The 23,403-nt window shown below is 63.2% G+C and carries 11 protein-coding genes; 9 read left to right on the top strand and 2 right to left on the bottom strand.

Features of this window, described 5'->3' with window-relative positions:
- Positions 1-8: 8 nt before the first annotated feature.
- Positions 9-731, top strand: coding sequence for an SGNH/GDSL hydrolase family protein (locus tag A6A03_RS15015; RefSeq protein WP_066789922.1), 723 nt, complete (start codon positions 9-11; stop codon positions 729-731).
- A gap of 10 nt (positions 732-741) precedes the next feature.
- Here A6A03_RS15015 and sfsA read toward each other — a convergent pair whose 3' ends face one another.
- Both sfsA and A6A03_RS15005 read right to left on the bottom strand, forming a co-directional pair.
- The gene (gene sfsA, locus A6A03_RS15010; RefSeq protein ID WP_066789920.1) at positions 742-1,524 is read right to left on the bottom strand and encodes a DNA/RNA nuclease SfsA; all 783 of its coding nucleotides are present in this window, start codon (positions 1,522-1,524) and stop codon (positions 742-744) included.
- 95 nt (positions 1,525-1,619) lie between these two features.
- Complete coding sequence (locus A6A03_RS15005) at positions 1,620-3,671, bottom strand: hypothetical protein (protein ID WP_156525355.1); 2,052 nt, start codon at positions 3,669-3,671, stop codon at positions 1,620-1,622.
- 199 nt (positions 3,672-3,870) lie between these two features.
- Here A6A03_RS15005 and A6A03_RS15000 point away from each other — a divergent pair, with 199 nt between their 5' ends.
- The 8 genes from A6A03_RS15000 to A6A03_RS14965 all read left to right on the top strand — a co-directional run bounded on the left by A6A03_RS15000 (position 3,871) and on the right by A6A03_RS14965 (position 23,377).
- Positions 3,871-4,875, top strand: coding sequence for a homoserine kinase (locus A6A03_RS15000; RefSeq protein ID WP_066789916.1), 1,005 nt, complete (start codon positions 3,871-3,873; stop codon positions 4,873-4,875).
- A 227-nt stretch (positions 4,876-5,102) separates the two neighbouring features.
- Complete coding sequence (locus A6A03_RS14995; protein WP_245669010.1) at positions 5,103-10,277, top strand: Ig-like domain-containing alpha-2-macroglobulin family protein; 5,175 nt, start codon at positions 5,103-5,105, stop codon at positions 10,275-10,277.
- Between the two features lie 37 nt (positions 10,278-10,314).
- The gene (locus A6A03_RS14990) at positions 10,315-10,863 is read left to right on the top strand and encodes a GNAT family N-acetyltransferase (protein WP_066789912.1); all 549 of its coding nucleotides are present in this window, start codon (positions 10,315-10,317) and stop codon (positions 10,861-10,863) included.
- Between the two features lie 112 nt (positions 10,864-10,975).
- Positions 10,976-12,493 carry a glycosyl hydrolase gene (locus A6A03_RS14985; protein ID WP_066789938.1) on the top strand — a complete coding sequence of 506 codons (1,518 nt, stop codon included), beginning with the start codon at positions 10,976-10,978 and terminating at the stop codon, positions 12,491-12,493.
- Between the two features lie 800 nt (positions 12,494-13,293).
- Complete coding sequence (gene ileS, locus A6A03_RS14980) at positions 13,294-16,491, top strand: isoleucine--tRNA ligase (protein ID WP_066789910.1); 3,198 nt, start codon at positions 13,294-13,296, stop codon at positions 16,489-16,491.
- A gap of 12 nt (positions 16,492-16,503) precedes the next feature.
- Positions 16,504-17,238 (top strand): hypothetical protein, encoded by a 735-nt coding sequence (locus tag A6A03_RS14975; protein ID WP_066789909.1) that lies wholly within the window; start codon positions 16,504-16,506, stop codon positions 17,236-17,238.
- A gap of 590 nt (positions 17,239-17,828) precedes the next feature.
- Complete coding sequence (locus A6A03_RS14970) at positions 17,829-18,278, top strand: hypothetical protein (RefSeq protein ID WP_066789907.1); 450 nt, start codon at positions 17,829-17,831, stop codon at positions 18,276-18,278.
- 161 nt (positions 18,279-18,439) lie between these two features.
- Positions 18,440-23,377 (top strand): ATP-binding protein, encoded by a 4,938-nt coding sequence (locus A6A03_RS14965; protein WP_066789905.1) that lies wholly within the window; start codon positions 18,440-18,442, stop codon positions 23,375-23,377.
- Positions 23,378-23,403 lie beyond the last annotated feature (26 nt).

Raw genomic sequence — 23,403 nt, 5'->3', positions numbered from 1 at the left:
ATGGCATCATGGAGCGCCGGCTCTGGATCATTGGTCTCGCCCTAGCAGGGGCCATCTGTTTGGGTGGAATCTGGGCGTGGCAACGGGCGCGTCACTACGAACGGCTCTTCCACCTTGTCCGGCTTGACCCGCTAGGTCTCACCACATTTGGCAGCGAACCGGTAACAACAGCACAAATCGTCTTGTTTGGCGACTCGCGGGCCGCAGCGTGGCTGGCGCCAGCGGGATACTCCATCGCCAACCGCGGCATTCCCGGCCATACTAGCACCCAAGCGCGCTTACGTTACCGCTGGCACGTGAGCTCGCTCAAACCGAAGCTAGTGATTGTCCAAGTGGGCGTCAATGATCTAACGGCGCTCGCGGTGTTTGGGCATGAGGAAGAGAACATTATTCACACTACGATTGCCAATCTGAGCGCAATTGTGAACGAAGCACGCAGCGACGGCAGCCGGGTGATTCTCACCACGATCTTTGGACTTGGCCCCAACGCCTTTGAGCGGCTCGATCCAGCAACGGCGCAGATACAGGCAGCAATTGAACAGGTGAATCAGGCGATCCGGGCAATGGCGGCGCCGGATGTCGTGATCTTCGACAGCGCAGCGATCTTGGCTGACGAGAGCGGGTACGTCGCCGAGCAATACCGGGACGACATCCTGCACATCAATGCTGCTGGCTATCGAGTCTTAAATGAGGCGCTCGGCAACCTGCTGGCAGCACAGCTACGGTCTTGAGGAAACCACCTTATGTCCCTCGCCGCAATTCGAGTGGCACCGCATCGAGCGACGCAAAGATCGGCACCTCGCGGCCAAGGGTCACACCGGTCATACTCACAGGGCAGACGTAGGCATACATCTCGACTCCCAGCGAACGAGCCGTGCGCAAAGCGCGGCTAAACGCGCGGTCGATCGTTTCATCAGGCGCAAACGCCACCCCTTGCGAACGCTGAATGATAAACACGACCGCCGACCGTTGCCCATTACGAGCAGCATTGGTCAATAGTTCGAGATGGTGGCTACCGCGCTCGGTGGGAGCATCGGGAAAAACAGCAACATTATCAACCACGCGTGTCACCGATTTCACTTCCAGCCAGCAGGTATCAAGCCCTTCACTGAGGCGAAAATCGATCCGGTGCGGGCCGAGTTGCACTTCGCGTTGCACGCGGGAATAGCGAGCAAACTGGGGCAGCGCGCCCAAGGAGAGCGCCGCGGCAACGAGCCGGTTGGGCAAGTGGGTATCGAGCGACACCAAATCGTGGCCTTGATAGACCGCCACCACCTGAAACGCCGTCTTACGGCCAACTTCTTCGCGCGGGGCAAGCAACAAACGGGCGCCGGGCACGAGCATATCGGTCAGGCGACCACGATCAGCGAGATGGGCCCGCACCATCCGCCCACCCATCTGCGCCTCAACCAAAAATTGGCCGGAACGGGAAGCGAACGTTGCTTCGACCAGCGGCGCGCCAGTCGAGAGGGGCACCCGCACGGTGGGGTGGATATAAGGGCCGGTATGTTGCTCTGAGTTCATATCACTAGTATAGCATGCAACAAAAACAATTCAGCAATTCATTACGTCATGTGCATCACGGCCTCGATTTGCCGCACGGGTGATACCAACACAGGCTATGGCAGATGATTGCCAGTATTCAAGACCATTGCCTGAATTGTTTGTACCATCACGCCAACCAGCCGCGCTTCTGCCGGCGAATGCCAAACTGGCTCGGCAGCGAGGGTCAGGGTGGTATGACCGGGGGGAAGCGTAAGCATGACCGTATAGAGTCGGGGTTGGGTTGACACATTGACGGTCAACTCAGGCTGCGCGCCGCGAATAGTGACGGTTGATGGCGGTTGAAACGCTGACATTTCGATCTGGAGGAACACCCGTTTTGGCTCAGTAAAAGCGTTAAAGGCATGAATCTCGGCTCGCGCTTGCGTCCACTGCCAACGAACCCCGGCATCGTTCTGTTCCAGCGCATGCCAGCCATGACCCAACACGAGCGTTACATCAGGCTGGGCAGGAAGACGACGCCGATACAGGCTGGTCTGATAGTCTCGATAGACCAGATCGAGAATCGTCGCCAACTGCGCTGCCATACGCCGCTGGCCCTCACTCAACAACCGCTCGTGAACAATGACATATTCAATGTTCTGCGCCTGCATGACCTCGACGAGTTGTTGCGGCCAATCGCGGGTAAGAATGGTGGCATGCGCTTCCCCAAGCCAAAGCGGTGCAATGCCTTCAGCATCAGCAAACGGATAGCGCGGCGGACGCGCCAAATATCCGCCGAGGATCGGGCGCTGATGTTGAATTTGGGCAACCATCGCATTGGCAAACTCCATCTGAAATGGCACCTCCAGCACTGCTCCTGCCCCCGGCGGGATATACCGATAGGCATGACTCAGCGCCATCACAGAGCCGGGCACGGGACGGGGGAAGAGATCGAATGCGATGAGGGCGATCAAGCCGCATGCTAGACCGAAACGATACTTTGCATAGCGGCGCAGCAGGGTCTCAATGCCACTGGCCGCTAACAGACAGAGATGAACGGCGGCTAAGATAATGAAATGATTTGGGCGCTGGCCGGCTTGCACGCCGGGCCATTCGGCAATCAAGCCGAACGGCAACGGAATCCCGGTGGGTTGGCCATTCCACACCAATTGCGGCCCCATCGCCAAGATCAGAAACGTTGCGACGAGCGCAAGGTGAAGACGGGTGAGACGCTCGCGCCATGTTCCGAACAGACCGATCAGGGCTATCACCCAAACGACCAGCCCCAGCGAAATGTTGATCATCCCAACCCCGGGATGCAAACGAACTTGCAATGCACTCACGGCCTGCCCCCACAACGGATGGTATGGACTCGGCAGCAAAAAGTCGATCGGTTGCGCCGAACGACCTTGCATCCGAAGCGCCGCCACTTCTGGCGCCGAGACCGGCAGGTTCGCCAGATTCGCCACCAGCAGCAAGGCGGGAGGGATGAGGAACAGGATCAGTTGCGCAACCCGGACAGGATAATCGCGCCACGGCATGCGCGCCAGCAACACATACCATCCAACCACGACGGCGGTATAGATCAGCGCAAATAAACCATAATAGAGACTCGTCAAAAGAATCCAAACAATGAGGCCACCAACAAGAAGACATGCAATAATTCGCATTTTTGCGCGCTGCAGAAGCGCGATCAATCCCAAGGTCAGCAAGGGAAAATACTGAATGCTCATCACTTCGAGCTGGCCATCATACAATTTCGTTAGGTGAAATGGTGAAAATGCATAGATCATCGCCACGACGCCAGCAGCGAAAGCCGAAGCGCCAAGCCAGCGCGCCAACCAAAACATCGTAAGCGCACTGCTAACAAAGGTCAGCAGGGCAACCGTGTTGTACGCGGCAATCGGCCCAAAGGTGAGCGTAACCGGCAACGCCAAGAGCCCATTCGTCACTTGTAACGTTTGCCAAAACAGATCAACCTTGAGCGGATAGAACAGCATATCGGTTTGAAACGGCGACTGGCCGCTCATCACTGCTTGCGCCGTCCACCACAACATCCAGACATTCTGCCACGAGTCGTTCACCGGAATAATTTCCTGATCACTCGAAGCGGTAACGGTTGTCCAATCCCTGAGCACAGGACTAAATAACCACAATGCTGCTACAGTAGCCACAATGGCAAGCACAAGCGACTCTGCCGCCAGTCGCTTTGGAGAGATGATTATGTTCGATTGAGCAAGGGTAGCCATCATAGTCCTTGTTGGAATATCCCTCAACCTCATTCACGCCGAAGGAGTATAGCACGACCGGATCGTCGCGCAGTCTGCGCTGCTCGATACTGCTGATGGTACAATTGAGGAGGAAGCTTGGCTACGAGGATGCTCAATGCTGACCCATGATGACATTGCCCGCGTACTGGCATACTACGATGTCGGCGAGCTACGATCAAGCCGGCCGGCCAGCCACGGCGCGATCAACGAAACGGCCTTCATTGAGACCACGGTTGGCCGGTTTGTCATCCGGCGCAACCGGCGTCACATTGGGTTTCAATCGATCAAGTTGCGCCACCGCCTGCTCGATTGGCTACGCCAGCGCGGCTTCCCGGCGCCGCGGGTGTTGCCGGCGCGCAACGGCGATACGGTGGTGATCCTTAATGATCGGGTGTATGAGTTAAGTGTATTCATCATCGGCGATGAGTTTAACCCCAGCCGCCCGCGCCAACTGAGCGATATTGGCCGGGTGTTAGCTAGCTATCACCGCGCCGTGACCGGCTTTCCCGATCCGCCACCACCCCCGCCGCCACGCTACCTGCCGTCGAGCTTAAGCAGTCTGACCGAGCGCCTGATTACCCGTGACCTGTTGGGAGACCTGACCGTTACGCTCCACTGGTACGAACGGCGGATCGCCGATTTGCGCCGGCAATTGAGTGATGAAGCTTACGCCGCGCTGCCGCACGTGCTGATTCACGGCGACATTCACCGTGATAACCTCATTTTCCGTGGTGATGCGGTAGCGGCATTAATTGATTACGACCAGATCGGCATCGACGCGCGGCTGGTTGATGTGGCCGATGGGTTGGTTGATATGGCAGTTGGCCCGCCGCCGCCCAATTGGTCTATGTGGGGAGTGTATCGCGCACCGCTTGATCTTGAGCGGGTGCAACTCTTCCTGAGCGCGTATAATGCGATTGCACCGTTGTCGAAGAGTGAGGCACAGGCACTGCCGGCAATACTGGAAGTGATTTGGCTGCAAGGCAATCTGCGCCGTACCTTAAGTACGCCAGACGCTGAGCCAGATTACCACCTTGAGCTGTTGGGACAGGGGCAGTGGTTGTCGGAATGGATGGATCGCCACCGTGAGCATGTGCTCGCCGCAGCGATGGTATACTAAACTTGTTCCTGATGGTTCATTCAGTACAGACGATCAGCTTGGCATGACGTGAAGCACACGTAGCCGATCCTCGTCCTTGCGAGCATTGCGGCGGCGGTCTCGTCATTGCACGGTTTGACCAAGACCCGCTCTGGCAACGATAGAACGACACCGCTATCCGCCGCTACCGTCGCGGCATGGTAGAACGGTATGGCACATTACCCGCAATATCCGGCATGAGAATACGCATGCAGCGTTGGATGCGCGTTTTGGCCCGTCTCTGGACAATGATACTGGCCAGCATAGTTGTAAGCTTGCTTGGCGGGCTATCCATCCGCTGGCTAGCGCCGGTATCGCCGTGGGTGGCTGCGCCAACGGTGCAATTACGCGATCCCTTGCCGCAGAGCCAAGCGGTGCCACCACGCAGCACGATCACGATCGCGTTTAGCACACCGATGAACCCCTTTACGGTCACGCGCGCGCTGCGGATCGATCCGCCGTTAGCAGGATCGTTTGAGTGGTCGGACGATATGCAGGTGTTGCGGTTTGTGCCAGCGCAACCCTTGCAACCGGCCACAACCTATCGCGTACAGGTGATGGCCAATGCCCAAAGCCGGTGGTGGCGCCCCCTCGCGCAACCACTCGATGTTGCATTTACCACTGCCGCCCAACCGGCGGTCGCCGCTGCGCTTGCGCCACGCTTGCGCGACGCGCCGATCGCGCTCGTCTTTAGCCAGCCGATGGTCGCCGCGAGTGCGGTTGGCCAACCGGCAGCGCTGCAACATGTGCAACTGGCGCCACCGTGGCCGCTGGAAGGGCAGTGGCTCGATCCGCAAACCTTATTGTTGCAACCGGTCATCGCGTTCACCGCAGCGACGACGTACACCCTCACCCTTGACGCTAATCTGCGCGATGCGCGCGGGATCGAACTCGGCCAGCCGTTCCAGTGGCAATTTACCACGCCATGGCCCACCCTGATGGCCCAAACCCCACCACCCGGCGAACAGTGGGTGAACCCGCAACAGCCGCTGACGCTGGTCTTTGATGCGCCGATCGATACCCGGCTGCTCAGCGCCGCCGTGGCAATTACGCCAGCGATTAACGGCGATTTCAGCAGCGCCACCACCGATGGCCGGTACACCGTCACGTTCACGCCGTACAACGGCTGGACACCGGGCCAAACCTATCAAGTACGCCTCCAACCGCCATCCGCCAACCAACCGCTGGCCGAATGGCGCTTCACGGTGGAACCCGAACCGGCGCTGGTCGCTTCGTTTCCGGGCCAAGGCCAAACGCTGGCGCCGGGGCAAGAGATTCGCCTGATCTTTAGCACACCGATGGAGGAAGCAGAGATACGGGCAGGGTTACGCTTTGACCCGCCGGTGACTGAGGTTGAGCTACAGGTTGACGAGAATCGGGTTAATCTCCGGCCCGCGTTGCAGGCAGCCGCCACTTACACACTCACTATCGCTGCCGGCACCCGTGATCGCAGCGGTGTGCCGCTCGGCGAAGACGTTTCCCTCACCCTCCGCACAGCGAGCGCCCCACCGTTGTTGCACATCACCAGCGATACGATCATAAGTTTCCCCGCCGACGCACAACCGGCAGTAACGCTAGAGCGGATGAACGTGAGCGCGGTTGACGCGCAACTCTACCAACTCGATGCAACGACGCTGGTACGTGCCATCTCGCTCCGGCCAACCGAATGGCCTAGTTTTGTGCCCGAACGCTATGGCCAGCCACTCGTGCGGGCATGGCGCGAGACCTTCTCTGACCCGCCCGACACCGTTATGCGCAGTCTGCTGCCGTTGGCAACCAATAGCGCCGGCGATCCGCTGCCGCCGGGAGCGTATTACCTACGCTTGACAACCAGCAATGGTCTGCGCGTCGACCGGCTAATCCTCATTTCGGCGTTGCACCTGACAATGTTGCCGAACGGCAATGAGATGTTGCTTTGGGTGACAAGCAGCGGCAATGGCATACCGGTGAGCGATGTTGCAGTGAGTATCTATGCCGGTGAAACGATGCTCGCCCGCGGCAACAGTAACGAGCAAGGTCTTTGGCGGGTCACATTAGACGAGCTAGGATTGCTGAGCGCCAATGCGCCGGCCCGCACCCTCGTGGCGCTGGCCGAAAGCAACGGGATCGCCTTGGCCCGCGCAGACATCGTCACTCTCCTCCAACCGCGCACCCAAGCTCTGCTGGCGGTTGACCGGCTCAGCTACCGTCCGGGGGGTACCGTGCGGATCAGCGGCGTGGTGCGCGAACGGCAAGCGGATGGCCGGCTGAGCTTACCGGTTGCCGGAACGTGCGACCTCCAACTCGACGGCCAGAACGTGATCGGCGAGCCGCGCGCCGTAGCCTGTACGGTGAGCGAGAACGGGAGGCTAAATGGCAGTCTTCAACTCAATGCTCGCACGACACCCGGCTTGTACACGGTGCGCGTCTCCGTTGGCGATACAACGTATGCGATCCCGATCAGGGTGAGTGTACCGGCCACCGGCGCCACCGCGCGCGTGATTCCGATCCGTCCGGCAGGGTTGGCGGTTGATGTCACCCGCGCCGATCTACCTGTCAGCGGCGCAGTGGTGAGTTGGACGTTACGGGTTGCCACGTTAGCGACGGCGGAACTTGATGGGGTAGATGGTGAAGTCACCGGCGCAACCAGTGAAACCCAAGCTAGTGCAGTGACTGATGCGAGCGGGAGAGCGGTGATCAGCTTGCCGGCTGACGAGAATCTGCTGCGCCCCTTGCGCTACACTCTTCACCTCACGGTGCAGTTGCCGGACGGCGAGCAGATCGAACGCACCACTGAGGGGGTGATTACGCCGCGCAGCCCCCGCTTGGCGATCACGATGCCCACCGTGATCGAACGCAACGAACGGGCCAGCGTCACCGCAACCCTACGCACGGCTGATGGGCAACCAATCGCCAATACACTGGTCGAAATCGAACTCCGGCGCAACGCTGCCGAACCGCCGCTGCTGATCCGCCGGGTGCGTACCGGGGCCGATGGGCAGGCCACCACTGAACTCGTCACCTTGGCGCCGGGCCGGTATGAACTCACCGCGCGGGCCGGCACAGCGCTCACCCGCAAGGAGCTGTGGGTGGCGGGATCGAGCATCGGCACCGCCGAACCACGGATCATCGCCGACCGGCCAACCTATGCCACCGGCGACGTTGCCCGCCTCTTGTTCACCGGGCCAAGCGGCGGCGGAACTGCGCTCGTGATCGTTGGCCAAGGCGAAAACGCGCTGGTCAGGCAAGCGAACGCCCGCCCCGGCACGCTTATAACCATACCGATCAGCGCCGATATGGCGCCGGTGACGATGATCACCGCCTTGATCGATGATGGCGTGCGGGTGTGGACGACTGCAACCACGCTTCAGATTGACCCGCCGCCGGCGCCGGTCATCAACCTTACCCAGCGCGAAGCGTTGCCCGGTGCGACCATACCCATAACGGTCACAGCAGCGACCGATGATCTACTGGTGATGCTGACGCCTATTCACGCACCGCCAACGAATTTGGATCGCTGGAATAGATCGCTCTTGCCGGGGCAACCGGCACAATGGACACCCGGCAGCTTCGGCGGTATCGATGTCCTTGCCAGCGTGCAATCCTCCTCCAACCAACACGAAATAACGGTGCGCTTGCCCAACCAGCAAGGCCGCTGGCGGCTGGAGGTGATCGCGATCGATCCTGCCGGCATCGCCACCAGCGCGAGTGCGCTGATCGACACCAGCCAGCCGGTGGAGGCGATTGCGACGCCGCTGCCGGCATTGCGGCCAGCCGATACCGCGCTTGCGACCTTGATCCTGCGGAACGTTGATGGGCAAGAGCGCACCATCCGCGCGCGGTTATGGCTCAGCGGCGGTGTGCTGCTCGATCCGTTCGAGCAAACCGTGCGCGTGCCGGCTGGCGCCACAGCGCCGGTGTTTTGGCGGGTGCAAGCGCAAGCGAATGCTTCGATCATTGGGTTGCGCTACGAAGTGATCGATAGCGTTAGCCTGCCGCCAATCGAATACGCCGTGCCGGTACGCCAAGAGGCGCAGCTCCCAGCGACGGCGCAAACGCGGGTGACGGCCAGCGCGATTGAATTGAGCCTGCCCGACGGCGATAACGACGTGGCTATCGCAGCTAGCGCACGAGCGGCCTTGGCCGATCAAGCGCAACGGCTGCTGCAAACGGCCACGCCAACGGCTGAAGCGCTGGCGGCGGCGGCGATCATTGGCCGCATGCTGGAACGCACCGCAGCCACTAACGCGGAAGCAGAAGAGTGGCGCGCACTGAACGACCGCGCGCTCACCCAACTGCGCGCGCTGCGCAACAGCGACGGCGGGTGGGGTTGGTGGCCGGGCAGCGGCTCTGACCCATTTGTGACGAGCTTTGTGCTGGAGGCGATTGGTCAAACCGAACCCGCAAGCCGGTTGCGCGAGCTGAGCGAACCGGCGCTGGCGTACCTGCGCCGGCACCGGCTCGCCCAACCCGCCGATGCGCAAGCGTATACTGATTATGTCATGTCAATCTATAGCGAAGGAACGGGACAACCAGCCCTTCCCGCTGGCGCCGGCCCAGCCGGACGCGCCTTCACCGCTTTGCGCGCCACGAACGAGCAGAGTGCATTGCTGGCGCCGTTGTGGAACACGGCAAGCAGCGGCTTGCCGTGGGCCGGCGCCGACGGCATGCCACCCAGCGCGCTGGCCGTCAGCGCCAGCGTGGTGCAAGCGTTAGCCGCCGAACGTCCAGCGGATCCGCGGTTAGCCCCGTGGCGAGCAGCGCTGTTGCGGCACTGGCAGGGAGACGGCTGGCCAACGCCTTACGAAGCGGCGCGGGTGGCACTGGCCCTCGGCCCGGCTTTACTTGACGGCAATGCGCGCGTGAGGGTGGAGCACGACACTGCCGATCTCACCACCGAACGGCCAATCAGCAGCGTCGAACGGTTCCGGCTCAGCGGCGGCGCGCTCCGGGTTGAACCAACCAACAGCACGGCGCTGATCGTGGTGCGCAACCCGGCCAGCAGCGCCGGCCAGCCGGGAGCGGTGCGGGCACGGTTGCGGTATCGAACGGCCACGGAGCCAAGCACAATTGATCAGCCGGTTGAGATGGAGCTGCTGCTGATCGTGAGCAAGCCCATCTTCCGGCTCGAGGCCGCCATCCCGCTGCCAGCCGGACTTATGCCGGTCAAGGTTGACGCCGGGGCTAGTTTCGCTTACCAGCAGATCGACCGCGAATGGCGGCAGGTACAGCTCGGCGGGACTGCAATTGCCCCCGGCGTCTATCGCGTCATCATCACAGCGCAAGCCGCCACCGCAGGAACCTTTGCCATCCCGCCGGCGGTGATCACGGCGCCGGGGAGTGATGTGGCGCCGGTTGTAGCATTCGCGCAAGAGACGATCACGATTGAACCAACGATCCGATAAGCAGGCATAACCGCGCAAATGCGGGAAGCGTGATGAGATGAACACAACCATCCTGACCACCGAACGGCTCTGGCTACGAGTCATGGGGCCACGCGACAACGAAGCGGTGCGCGGCTACTTCCGCCGCGCATGGACGTTTGGCGAGGATTGGTTGCCGCTGCCGCCCGATGACTTTTTTACCTTGCAAGGCCAGCGCCGCCGGTTGGCAGCGGAAGAAGAGGCGCGCCACGCCGGGCAGAGCCTGCGCCTGTTCTTGGTGCGGCGCGACGACCCGCTGGAGCGGATCTGCGGCGATATCTGGATCGATTGCATTGAGCGAACGGTGCGCCGCGCCGCGATCATTGAATGCCGGATGGAGGAGCGTTCGAGCCGGAAAGGGTATATGCGCGAGGCTTTAACTGCCGTGATCGGATATAGCAACACGGCATTGGGCCTGCACCGGCTCGAAGCGTTGATCGCGCCGGCGCATCCGGCGGCCTGCCGGCTGGCTGAACGCTGCGGGTTGCAGCCGTTGGAAGGGGTGATGTGCTGGCGACGGATTGGGTTGGGGTGGGTGGAACATCAGGTTTATGCGGTGGAATGGTGACATCGTACAGACGCACGGCCTTGTAGAGACGCACGGTCGTGCCGCTCCGCACTGCCGTGGGGAGACGCACAGCCGTTCGTCTGTACGCTATTGTTTGATCGCGATTATTGTTATGGCGGGGATATTGGCCGGGGATGCGCCGGCCCCGCGCTGGTTGATCACGGCGCCGATTGCGGTGCGCGGGCCGATCGGGCCGCTGGCGATCGGGATCAACAGCCATCTCGCCACTCGCTACCCCGACGCCGCAACCATGCCCATCCCGGCAGCGATTGTCGCCGATCTCGGCGTGCAATGGGTGCGCGAAGATCTGCATTGGCACCGCATCCAACCCCAACCCGGCGTCTGGGATTGGGTCTTCACCGATGCCGCGCTCTACAGCCTGCGCCGGCAGCGCTTGCAGGTGCTTGGCGTGCTAGGGCCGGCAGTAGGTTGGGCCACGCCCGACCCTACCGATCCTCCCAACCTGATCTCGTTCGCGCCGCCCGATGAAGCCGCGTTTGTCGCTTACGCCGAAGCGGTGGTCACACGCTACCGCCATCTCGTCAAGCACTGGCAAATCTGGAACGAACCGGATCAAGCGGCCTTCTGGCGGCCCGCGCCCGATCCAGTCCGCTACACCCGGCTCTTGATCAAGACGGCGCAGGCAATTCGAGCGATCGATCCCAGCGCCACGATTGTGCTGGGAGGGATCAATCCCTTCGACACGGCCTTTCTGCGCGCTATCGCCGAGTACGGCGGCTGGAACGCCTTTGATGTGATTGCCATTCACCCCTATGTTGATCCGCTCACCCCAGACGAAGGCAACTTAATCGCCGCTGCCGACGGCGTGCGCGCGCTGGCGGCGCGCTACGGGCCGAAGCCGATTTGGGCCACCGAGGTGGGGTGGGCGAGCGGCCCCGGCGACCGCGACGCGCTGGGGTTGACGAACGCCGCGCAGCAGGCGGCTTACCTCGCCCAAGCCTATCGCGCGCTCTGGCAAGGCGGCGTCAGCCACGTCTTTTGGTATATGCTCAAAGACGACCCGCACAATCCCTACGGCTTGTTCGCGTATGGCAGCGGGCGGGCCGACTTTAGCCGGCCTAAGCCGGTAGCGGATGCGATGCGCCAGCTAGCGGCGACCTTAGCTGATCCGCCAACGCGCCTCACCAGCGCAACGCTATTACTCGACGGCAGCCAGCCGGTGCGCTGGCAGCGGCCCGCTCAACCCAACGGCTCGCTCCAGCCCGATAATGGATTCCTCCACTTCACCTACCGCTTCACTACCCGCGAGAATGATTATGTCGCGTTCGAGCTAAGCGACCCTATCCCCTTGCCCGCTGAAACAACCGCGCTGGCCGTCCAGCTCTACGGTGACGGCAACGGCCACCGGCTGCGGCTCTGGCTGCGCGACCGCGAAGGCGAAGTGTTTAGCGTGACTGCTGGCGTGATGGGCCCGCCAGCGTGGCAGACGCTCATCACGCCGGTCAGCCGCCGTCCGGCGCATTACGAGCGGGTCGCCGGCAGCGGCAACCGGCGGCCCGATTGGCCGTTGGCGCTGCACGCGGTGGTGATCGATGACGAGTACGACCGGTGGAGCGGGTTGGGTGAGGTGCGCATCGCGTGGATCGAAGCGTTGGGGGAGGCGGAATAGCCACAAAGATGTTTGTGTAGAATAGCCACAAAAAGACGCAGAAGACCCAAAAAAGTTCTTTTTGTGCTTTTTGCGTCGCTTGGTGGCTATGCCTAGCCCGTCGAGCGGGCTGCGTAACGAGTGGTAGAATAGCCACAAAAAGACGCAGAAGACCCAAAAAAGTTCTTTTTGTGCTTTTTGCGTCGCTTGGTGGCTATGCCTAGCCCGTCGAGCGGGCTGCGTAACGAGTGGTAGAATAGCCACAAAAAGATACAGAAGACACAAAAATTGTTTTGTGCCTTTTGCGTCGCTTGGTGGCTATGCCTAGCCCGTCGAGCGGGCTGCGTAACGAGTGGTAGAATAGCCACAAAAAGACACAGAAGACACAAAATAAAGTTCTTTTTGTGCTTTTTGCGCCTCTTCGTGGCTATACCATTTGGGCTTTTTGCGTCTCTTTGTGGCTATTCCCACCCATCCTTGACGCAATGCGCCGCCCGGCGTATACTGTCACTCAACGGCGATGACGGGGACGAGTAGCTGCCGCTTGCCCGCCAGCGAGCCCGGGACGGTGGAAGCCGGGTGGAACCGGTGGCAGTGAAGATCACCCCTGAGCCGGCAGGTGAACCGCGTGGTTGGTTGCCCCGCGCAGTAGCCGCGCCCGGAATGCCCACCGTTAGCGGGGCAGAGCGTTGCTTGACGCTCACTGAGTGCGACGCGCGCCCGGTTGTGTGCGCCGTCGAAATGGGGTGGTACCGCGGGGTTGATCAGCCTCGTCCCCTTTCGGGGACGAGGCTTTTTACGTTGGCGCGCACGGAGGTTGCATGTTTAAGCCGGTTGATCCGAATGTCAAGTTTCCCCAACTCGAAGAGGATGTGCTGGCGTGGTGGGATGCCAATGACGTGGTGGCAAAGTCGTTGGCCGCCGGCGAGAAGCCGTTTGTCTTTTACGAGGGGCCGCCGACCGCCAATGGCCGCCCCGGTTTGCACCATACCATCTCGCGCAGCTTCAAAGATGTGATCTTGCGCTATCGCTCGATGCAGGGCTATCGCATTATTGGCCGCCGCGAGGGGTGGGATACCCACGGCCTGCCGGTGGAGATCGAGATCGAGAAGAAGCTCGGTTTTAGCGGCAAGCCCGACATCGAGCGGTTTGGCATCGCTGAATTTAATCGCCTCTGCCGCGAGAGCGTCTGGGAGTACATCCAAGAGTGGAAGGCGTTTACCAAGCGGATCGCGTTCTGGCTGAGCGAAGACGCTTATATCACCTACGAGAACGACTATATCGAGTCGACGTGGTGGATCTTCCGCCAGTTGTGGGATCGCGGCCTGCTCTTCCGCGACTACAAGGTCACGATGCACTGCCCGCGCTGCGGCACCAGCCTCAGTGACCACGAGGTCAGCCTCGGCGCGCGCGATGATGTCGATGATCCGAGCGTCTATATCAAGTTCCGCGTCAAGGGCACGGTCGTGCCGCCGCCGGCAGTTGACGGCACCCTCGAAGGCGCGTTTTTGGTGGCGTGGACGACGACGCCATGGACGTTACCGGCCAACGTGGCGCTGGCCGTCAAGCACGACGCCGAGTATGTCGAGGTTGAGCATAACGGCGAGCGGTTGGTGATGGCGGCGGCGCTGGTCAATCAGGTCTTGCCCGCCGAGAGCTTCACCGTGCTGCGCCGGTTCCGCGGCAACGATCTGGTCGGTCTCCGCTACGAGCCGCTCTTCCGCGGCGTGCCCGGCGCCGGCGATACGGTCGATTGGGAGACGGCCTACCGCGTGATCGCCGATGAGATCGTCAGCCTCGACGATGGTACCGGCATTGTCCATATCGCGCCAGCCTACGGCGACCTCGACGTCGGGCGCAAGCACGGCCTGCCCACCCTCTTCTCGGTGGGGTTGGATGGCCGCGTGTTGCCCGAATTTGCCGAACTCGGCTTCGCTGGCAAGTTCTTCAAAGAAGCCGATCCCGACATCACCCGCAACCTCAAAGCGCGTGGCCTGCTCTTGCGCAGCGGGCGCGTGCGCCACTACTACCCGTTCTGCTGGCGCTGCAGCACGCCGTTGCTGTACTATGCCAAGCGTTCATGGTACATCCGCACCACTGCCTTTAAGGCCGATCTGGTCGCCAACAACCAGCAGATCCACTGGGTGCCCGAACATATCCGTGATGGCCGCTTCGGCAACTGGCTGGAAAACAACATCGACTGGGCGATCAGCCGCGAGCGGTATTGGGGCACGCCGATCCCGATCTGGACGAACGCCGACGGCTCGCACATGGTCTGTATCGGTTCGCTGGCCGAGCTGGAAGCAAAGGTGGGCCGCTCGCTGCGCGACCTTGACCTGCACCGGCCATACATCGACGAGGTGGTCTGGGAAGACCCTGAACACGGCTTGATGCGCCGGATTCCCGACGTCGCCGACTGCTGGTTCGACAGCGGTTCGATGCCGGTGGCGCAGTGGCACTACCCGTTCGAGAATCGCGACGTGTTCGAGATGGCCCATCCCGCCGACTACATCTGCGAGGCGGTTGACCAGACCCGCGGCTGGTTCTACACCTTGCACGCCGTCAGCACCCTGCTCTTCGACCGGCCCGCATTCAAGAACGTGATCTGTCTCGGTCACATTCTCGACAAAGACGGCCAAAAGATGAGCAAGAGCCGGGGCAATGTGATCGAGCCGCAAGAGGTGATCAACAGCTACGGCGTTGATGCCCTGCGCTGGTACCTGTTCACCGCCGCGCCTCCCGGCAATGCCCGCCGCTTCAGCATGGATCTGGTCAGCGAGAGCATGCGCAAGTTCCTGCTCACGCTCTGGAACACGTATGCCTTCTTCGTCACCTACGCCAACCTCGACCAGTGGCAACCCAACAGCGGGCGCACCGCCGACTTGCAGCCGATCGACCGCTGGGCGCTGGCGGCGCTCAACCAGCTCGTGCAAAAGGCGACCGACGCCTTCGAGGAGTACGATGTCTATACCGCCGCCAACGCGATCGAGCACTTCGTTGACGAGCTGTCGAACTGGTACGTGCGCCGCAATCGCCGCCGCTTCTGGAAGAGCGAGAGCGACGCCGACAAAGAGGCCGCTTACCAGACGCTCTACACCTGTCTGGTGACGGTGGCAAAGCTGGCTGCGCCCTTCACCCCGTTCGTCAGCGAAGCGATCTACCGCAATCTGGTCGCCGAACACGACGCCGCCGCGCCAGAGAGCGTTCACTTGGCGCGCTGGCCGCAAGTGGATCGGGCGCTGCTCGATGAGCAACTGGTCGCCGACACCGAAGCCTTGCTGACCGCAGTCTCGCTGGGGCGAGCGGCGCGCAAGCAGGCCAACCTGAAGGTGCGCCAGCCGCTGAGCGAACTCTGGCTGCGGGCCAGCACGCCGGCGCTGCTCAACGGCGTGCGCCGCTTCGAGGCCGAGCTGCGCGATGAGCTGAACGTCAAAGCGGTGCGGTACCTCGACGCCAACAGCGCCGTGGTCGAGTACCGCCTGAAGCCGAACCTGCGCCTCGTCGGCAAGAAGTTTGGTAAGCTGGTGCCGGCGCTGACAGTGGCGTTGCGCGATCTGAACGGCGAGGCCGCGCGCGCGGCGGCGCAGGCGGTGGAAGCCGGCCAACCGGTGCGCCTGCCGGTTGACGGCCAAGAGATCGAGTTGCTGGCCGAAGAGGTGCTGGTCGAGAGCAGCGCGCCGGCGGGGTACGCGGTGGCCGAAGCCGACGGCATGCTGGTGGCGTTGAACACGACGGTGACGGAAGAACTGCGGTTGGAAGGCGCAGCTCGCGACCTCGTGCGCTACATCCAAGACGCGCGCAAGAGTGCTGGGTTAGCGATCAGCGATCGCATCCGGCTCTTCCTCACCAGCGCCGATGAAGCCGAGCTGCTGGCGGCCACCTTAGCGCAACACGGCGAGTACATCCAAACCGAGACCCTCGCCGTCGAGCTGACGGTCAGCGCACCGCCAGCCGGCGCCTACACCGCCGCCGACGAATTCGGCGACGGCGCCGTGACGGTCGGGATCGTCAAAGCGTAGGGACGGATCACGATGCACCTGCGACCACGGTGCAGCGGCGGAGCCGGGGTGGTACGCACCACCACCGGCCTCCGCCTCATCCGCCCACCCGGCCCCGCCGACCGCTACCGCAACGCCCAACTCGACGACTTCGGGAGGCGAGCCGGCCCGCCGCGCGCACTGCGCCCGCCCTACACCCTCCGCCTGCGCGCGCGCGCCTCGCACCCGGCTGATCAGTTAGCCGGCACCGCCGGCTTCGGCCTGTGGAGCTACCCGTGGGCATGGCCGCCGCGTATGCCCCAAGCGGTCTGGTTCTTCTTCGGCGCACCACCGCACGACATGCCGCTAGCGCTCGGCGTCCCCGGCCACGGCTGGAAAGCAGCCACCATCGACGCCGGTCGCCCAACCGCGCTCGCGTGGCTCCCCGCCGCACCGCTCGTCGTACCGCTCCTCAACCTGCCACCACTCTACCGCCGGCTCTGGCCGTTCATCCAACGCGCCGCCGGCATCGCCGAAACCATCGTCAACGTCGATCTCAGCCAATGGCACGACTATGCCATCCACTGGGGCATCACCGAAAGCACCCTCGCCGTCGATGGCGTCATCGTCCTCCGCGCCCCCTCACCGCGCGGCCCGCTCAGCACCGTCATCTGGATCGACAACCAATACGCGATCGTGCGCCCCACCGGCCAGCTCGGCTGGGGACTGCAAGCGTGCGCCGATGCGCAATGGTTGGAAGTGGCGCTTCCATTCGCGGGAGCAGAATAGGACACGGATACGCATGAGTTGAGACGGATGGGCACGGATCCAAAGGGTTCTGGGTAGAGGCCTTATATTGTCATTGCGAGGGCGCACTTGCCACCGCCACGCGATGCGCCGGTCGCCCGCAGCAATCTCCCGCTTCAGCGCCCACCCCCCCTGCTAGTGAGCAACGCAGGCCCACAATGACAACCGCCCTGTTTGAGGAGCGGGCAGAACATGCGGTCAGGCACAACCGTTGATCGCTGTACCATGCCCCAACGCTGGGCACGACGCTCCCCCTCTCCCGCCGTCAGGTGGGAGAGGGGGTTGGGGGGTGAGGGCTAGCAGCCCGCGCAGCGGGCTTCGTAACCCTAGCCCGGCCCTTCAGGGCCGGGTGCCGGATCCGTCCATCCCGCTCCCGCGCCCACCTGTCATTGCGCGGGCGCACCGGCCACCGCAACACGGTACCGGTCGCCCGAAGCAATCTCCCGCTTCAGCGCCTGCCACCTGCTGCCAGCGCGTGTCGCGCCGCCAGCCACGCACGAACATGCGTCCCATCCGCCGCAGCTTGCGCTACAATAACACCCAGCGTTATCCGCCGCCAAAGGAGACAAGCGATGACCCAACCCACCGGCATTCTCATCACCTTCCGCCCAGCCGATACTGACGGCGCCAACCCGGCGCTGGTCAACCGCGTCGCCCGCGAGGTCGTTGATAGTCTGCGCCAGCAACAACAAACCATCGAACCGGCCTACACCACCTTGCGCAGCGGCGATGTCTACCAGTGGCTGGTCACGGCTGCCGATACCGCCCAAACCCTGCTGCCATTGGTCACATTCTCGGCGGCGGTTGTGCAACTGCTGAACGAACTGAAGAAATTGACCGCCAAACCAGACAGCCCCAAGCCAACGGTCATCATCATCAACTACAACGCTAGCCAAACCGCAATCCCGGCTGATAGCGACGAGGCCTTGCTGGCCCAACTGCTGCGCGAACGCCTGCCGGAACGGATTGATCCGGCGCAGACCAGCATCGAGGTGCAGATCGCCGTGCCGGATGAATGGTAATGGGTGCGCCGGGTGGTAGGGGCAACGCATGCGTTGCCCCTACCACCCGGCGCAATGACTGCCTATTCCGCCATATCTTTGGTATACTGTTTACCAACGATGTCATCACCAACCCGCCGCCGCGCGACCCGGCACAGGAGACTGTTGGGGGATCAACGTCTATGTCTGCCGTCCCGCCCCACCGCCACGCCCTGATTATTGGCGTTGACCGCGCCGCCGATCCGCACCTTGCCCCCTTGGCCAGCGCCGAACGCGACGCGAGCGCATTGGCGGCGGCGCTGGAAGCGCCGGCCTGCGGCTTCACGGTGACGTTGCTGCTCGGCCCTGAAGCGACCGCGCAACGCATCCGGCGCGAGATCACTGCGCTACGCAAACAAGCGAAACAGCACCCCCTTGACATCATTGTCGCCTTCTGCGGCCATGGCGTACCGGTAGCGCTCGATGGCGGAGGGAATGAGACGTTTCTTGCCACCCACGATTTCACAACTGATGACGCAGCGTTAGATGCCACCGCCTTCCTCTCGCTGCGCTGGCTTTACCGGCAGGTCTATGAAGCTCCCGAACCACGCAGCGCCGTCCTAATCCTCGATCACTGCTATGCTGGCAACATCCGCGACGCTGGCAATGATCGGTTGATGATAGACCTGCGCGCGGCAATTGAACAGTATCGCGCCGAACAACGATCTACCCCCGTGCCGCGCGACCGGCTGCGCGCGATCTTTCCCGCCACCCGTCCCGGCGAACGGGCCGGCGAAACCGATACCGGCGGGTTGCTGACGCAGGCCATCCTCACTGTCTTGAGCGACAAAACCCCAGTGGCTGATGGTCATGTCACCATCAACCAGCTCGCCGACTATCTTAAAGAGACGTTCAAGAAGCAGCGCCAGCAGCCATACACCCTGATCGAAGGTAACTATTCCTTGACGCTAGCCGATTACCGCGAGCGCATTGCCGCCGAACGGGTCGCCGCCGAACAGCAACGCCGCCGCGCCGAAGCGCAGGCTATGATCAAGCACTGGCACTCAACTAACCTCCGTGTCGCTAAATTACAGGCCGACTTTGTCGGGCGGGAACAGGAACTGGCGGCAATCCAGCAGCATATTGAGAAGCTCCGTCCCACCGGCGGCTACCTGCTCGTCACTGGGGTGGCTGACCAAGGCAAGAGCAGCATCTTGGCGCGCTTGGCCAACACCACCAATCCACCCATCCCGGCTTACTTTATTCGCTTCACCCAGAGCTTTGAAGAGCAAGCCGCCCTGCTCGGCCACTTGATCGCCGAACTGCTGGCCCAGCACGACCTGATCGAAGAGGCGTTGACCTATCTGGCCGATAATGCTAGCCCTATCACTCTGCGCAACAGCTTGCTGGCGCTGCTCGACCGGCTGGCCCGCGAGCGTCCGCTGACCTTGATGATCGATGGTCTTGACCAGATTCCGGTTGAGGGCAACCTCGGCCAGCGCGACCTCAGCTTTTTGCCTGAACGCTTGCCGGCAGGGGTGGTGATCGTCATCGGCACCCGCCCGGATGACACCCTCGTGCCACTCAAACTGCTCACCGCGTGCCGCGAATACCCCCTGCCACCGCTCAGCCTCGCCGACTTTGCCACCCTGCTTGACCGGCGCGGGGTCGCACTGAGCGAGGCCGACCGCGTGGAGCTGCACAGGAAGCTGCACGGCAATGCCTTCGACCTCGCCTTCTTGGCGCAGGAATTGCAGCGCGAACCGAACCTTGCCGATGCGCAGGCGCTGATCCGGCGGGTGATCGCCAACCGAAGCGATATTTTCACACTAACTATTAAGCGGTTGAAGCAAGAACCGCTCTGGGAGAGCGTGATCGAACCGATCCTCGGTGTGCTGGTAGCAGCGCAGGAACCGCTCAGCTTGCCGGCCCTCGCCAGCATTTTAGGACTGAAACGCTACCGGGTGACAGACGCGATAACGCTGCTACGCGGCCTGCTCGGCGAGCGCGACCGGGAGGGACAAGCGCGCTATTTCCTGCTTCACTTGAAACTGATTGAATACCTGCGCAGCGAATTGTTCCCCGATAACGAGCTAGCCGTCTTCCACCACCGCTTGGCGCATTGGTGCGAACGCGATCGCGACCGTCTCTGGCAACCGGCCAACGACCAAACCGAAGCGGAACGGCGCGCCTACGCCCAAACCCACCTCGTCTACCACCTTGTCTATGCCCAAGCCTACGACCGGCTGTGGCAGTTGCTCGATGCCGATGAGTATGGCGCGGCCAAGCGGCGGGCCGATCCTAGCCTGCGTCGCTATGCCCTTGACCTTGACCTTGCCCGGCGCGCCGTGGTTGATGCCGCTGGTGACGATATTGCAGCGCTGGCGCGCAGTTTGCCGCGCCTCTGGCAATACAGCCTGCTCCGCTGCTCGCTCACCAGCCAGATCGACAACTGGCCGGTCGAACTGTTTACCGCGCTGGTGGCGCTTGGCCGCAGCGCCGAAGCCCGCGACCGGGCCGAACTGCTGAGCGATCCGGATCGCCGCGCCGGCGTGTTGCTGGCGATTGGCCATGCGCTGCTCGAGCGGGGCGAGCAGGAAGAGGCGGTGGCGGTGTGGCGAGGGGCGCGCAAGGTGGTTGATGCGATATCTGATGTTAAAAAGCGGACTGAACGGTTAGGAAAATTGGCGACGGCCTTCACCAAAACGAGGCAGTTTGCTGAGGCCCGGCAGTTAGCGGATGCAATTGCTGACGACCGTGACCGCGCCGAAGCGCTGACCACCCTCGCCAAAGCCCTCGCGCAGGCCGGGCACACCACAGAGGCGGACGCCACCTTTACCGCCGCCCGTCACGCCGCCGGCGCGATTGCTGATGACTGGCACCGCGCCAAGGCGCTGACCACCCTCGCCAAAGCCCTCGCGCAGGCCGGGCACACCACAGAGGCGGACGCCACCTTTACCGCCGCCCGCCACGCCGCCGACGCGATTGCTCACCCTGCTCTACGCGCTGAGGCGCTGACCACCCTTGCCAAAGCCCTCGCGCAGGCTGGGAAGTTCACCGAGGCCCGCCACACCGCCGACACGATTGCTGATGACGCTGCCCGCGCCACGGCGCTAACCGTCCTTGTCACCACCCTCGCGCAGGCCGGGCACACCACAGAGGCGGACGCCACCTTTACCGCCGCCCGCCACGCCGCCGGCGCGATTGCTGATGACGCTGCCCGCGCCACGGCGCTGACCGCCCTTGCCACCGCCCTCGCGCAGGCCGGCCACGCGCAGGAATCCGGCGACACCTTTACCGCCGCCCGCCACGCCGCCGACACGATTGCGGACGACGCTGCCCGCGCCACGGCGCAGACCACCCTTGCCACCGCCCTCGCGCAGGCCGGCCACGCGCAGGAAGCCGATGCCACCTTTGCCGCCGCCCGCCACGCCGCCGACGCGATTGCGGACAACGCTGCCCGCGCTTGGGCGCTAACCACCCTTGCCCAAGCCCTCGCGCAGACCGGCCACGTCACCGAAGCCCGCCACGCCGCCGGCGCGATTGCGGACAACGCTGCCCGCGCCGAGGCGCTGACCACCCTTGCCCAAGCCCTCGCGCAGGCCGGCCACGCGCAGGAAGCCGGCGCCACCTTTACCGCCGCCCGCCGCGCCGCCGACGCGATTGTCGACGACTGGCGCCGCGCTTGGGCGCTGACCACCCTTGCCAAAGCCCTCGCGCAGGCCGGGCAGTTCACCGAGGCCCGCCACGCCGCCGGCGCGATTGCTCACCCTGCTCTACGCGCTGAGGCGCTGACCACCCTTGCCAAAGCCCTCGCGCAGGCCGGACAAACCGCGGAAGCGGACGCCACCTTTACCGCCGCCCGCCACGCCGCCGGCGCGATTGCCGACGACAAGGAACGCGCTGCCGCACTACGCGCACTGGCCCAAACCCTCACGTGGACTGGACAGTTCACCGAAGCCCGCCGTGCCGCCGGCGCGATTGCCGACGACAAGGAACGCGCCGCCGCACTACGCGCACTGGCCAAAGACCTCGCGTGGCCCAGACAAACCGCGGAAGCGGACGCTGTGTTTGCCGAAGCCCGCCACGCCGCCACCGCCATTGCCGACGACAAGGAACGCGCCGCCGCACTACGCGCACTGGCCAACGCCCTCGCGTGGACTAGACAAACCGCGGAAGCGGACGCTGTGTTTGCCGAAGCCCGCCACGCCGCCACCGCCATTACCGACAACGCTGCCCGTGCAAGGGCGCTGACCGAACTTGCCCAAGCCCTCGCGTGGCCCAGACACACCGCGGAAGCGGACGCTGTGTTTGCCGAAGCCCGCCACGCCGCCACCGCCATTACCGACAACGCTGCCCGTGCAAGGGCGCTGACCGAACTTGCCCAAGCCCTCGCGCGGACTGGACACACCGCGGAAGCGGACGCTGTGTTTGCCGAAGCCCGCCGCGCCGCCGGCGCGATTGCCGACGACAAGGAACGCGCCGCCGCACTACGCGCACTGGCCAACGCCCTCGCGTGGACTAGACAGTTCACTGAAGCCCGCCACACCGCCACCGCCATTGCCGACGACAAGGAACGCGCCGCCGCACTACGCGCACTGGCCAAAGACCTCACGTGGACCAGACACACCGCGGAAGCGGACGCTGTGTTTGCCGAAGCCCGCCACGCCGCCGACGCGATTGCGAACAACGCTGCCCGCGCAAGGGCGCTGACCACCCTTGCCCAAGCCCTCGCGCAGGCCGGACAGTTTGATGAGGCCCGCCACGCCGCCGACGCGATTGCGGACACCGCTGCCCGCGCAAGGGCGCTGACCACCCTTGCCCAAGCCCTCGCGCAGGCCGGACAAACTGCGGAAGCGGACGCCACCTTTACCGCCGCCCGCCACGCCGCCGGCGCGATTGCGGACACCGCTGCCCACGCAAGGGCGCTGACCACCCTTGCCCAAGCCCTCATCAATGCCAACCGCATTGCCGAGGCCGTGCCGCTCCTTGCCGAGGCATGGCAGCAGGCGCAGACCCGCGATGAATTGCTAGGCTTGTTTGCGGTGGAGGCAGGGTTGATCCGGGCGTACCCGGAGATCGGGGCCGGTTTTGTGCAGGCGTTTGCGTGGGTCGAAGAAGCGCTGCGGCGGGGCATGTAGGGGCATAGCGACGGGGTGGGGGGTAG

The sequence above is a fragment of the Chloroflexus islandicus genome (assembly GCF_001650695.1).
Taxonomy (GTDB): Bacteria; Chloroflexota; Chloroflexia; order Chloroflexales; family Chloroflexaceae; genus Chloroflexus; species Chloroflexus islandicus.
This window is presented reverse-complemented; position numbering and strand designations above follow the sequence as displayed.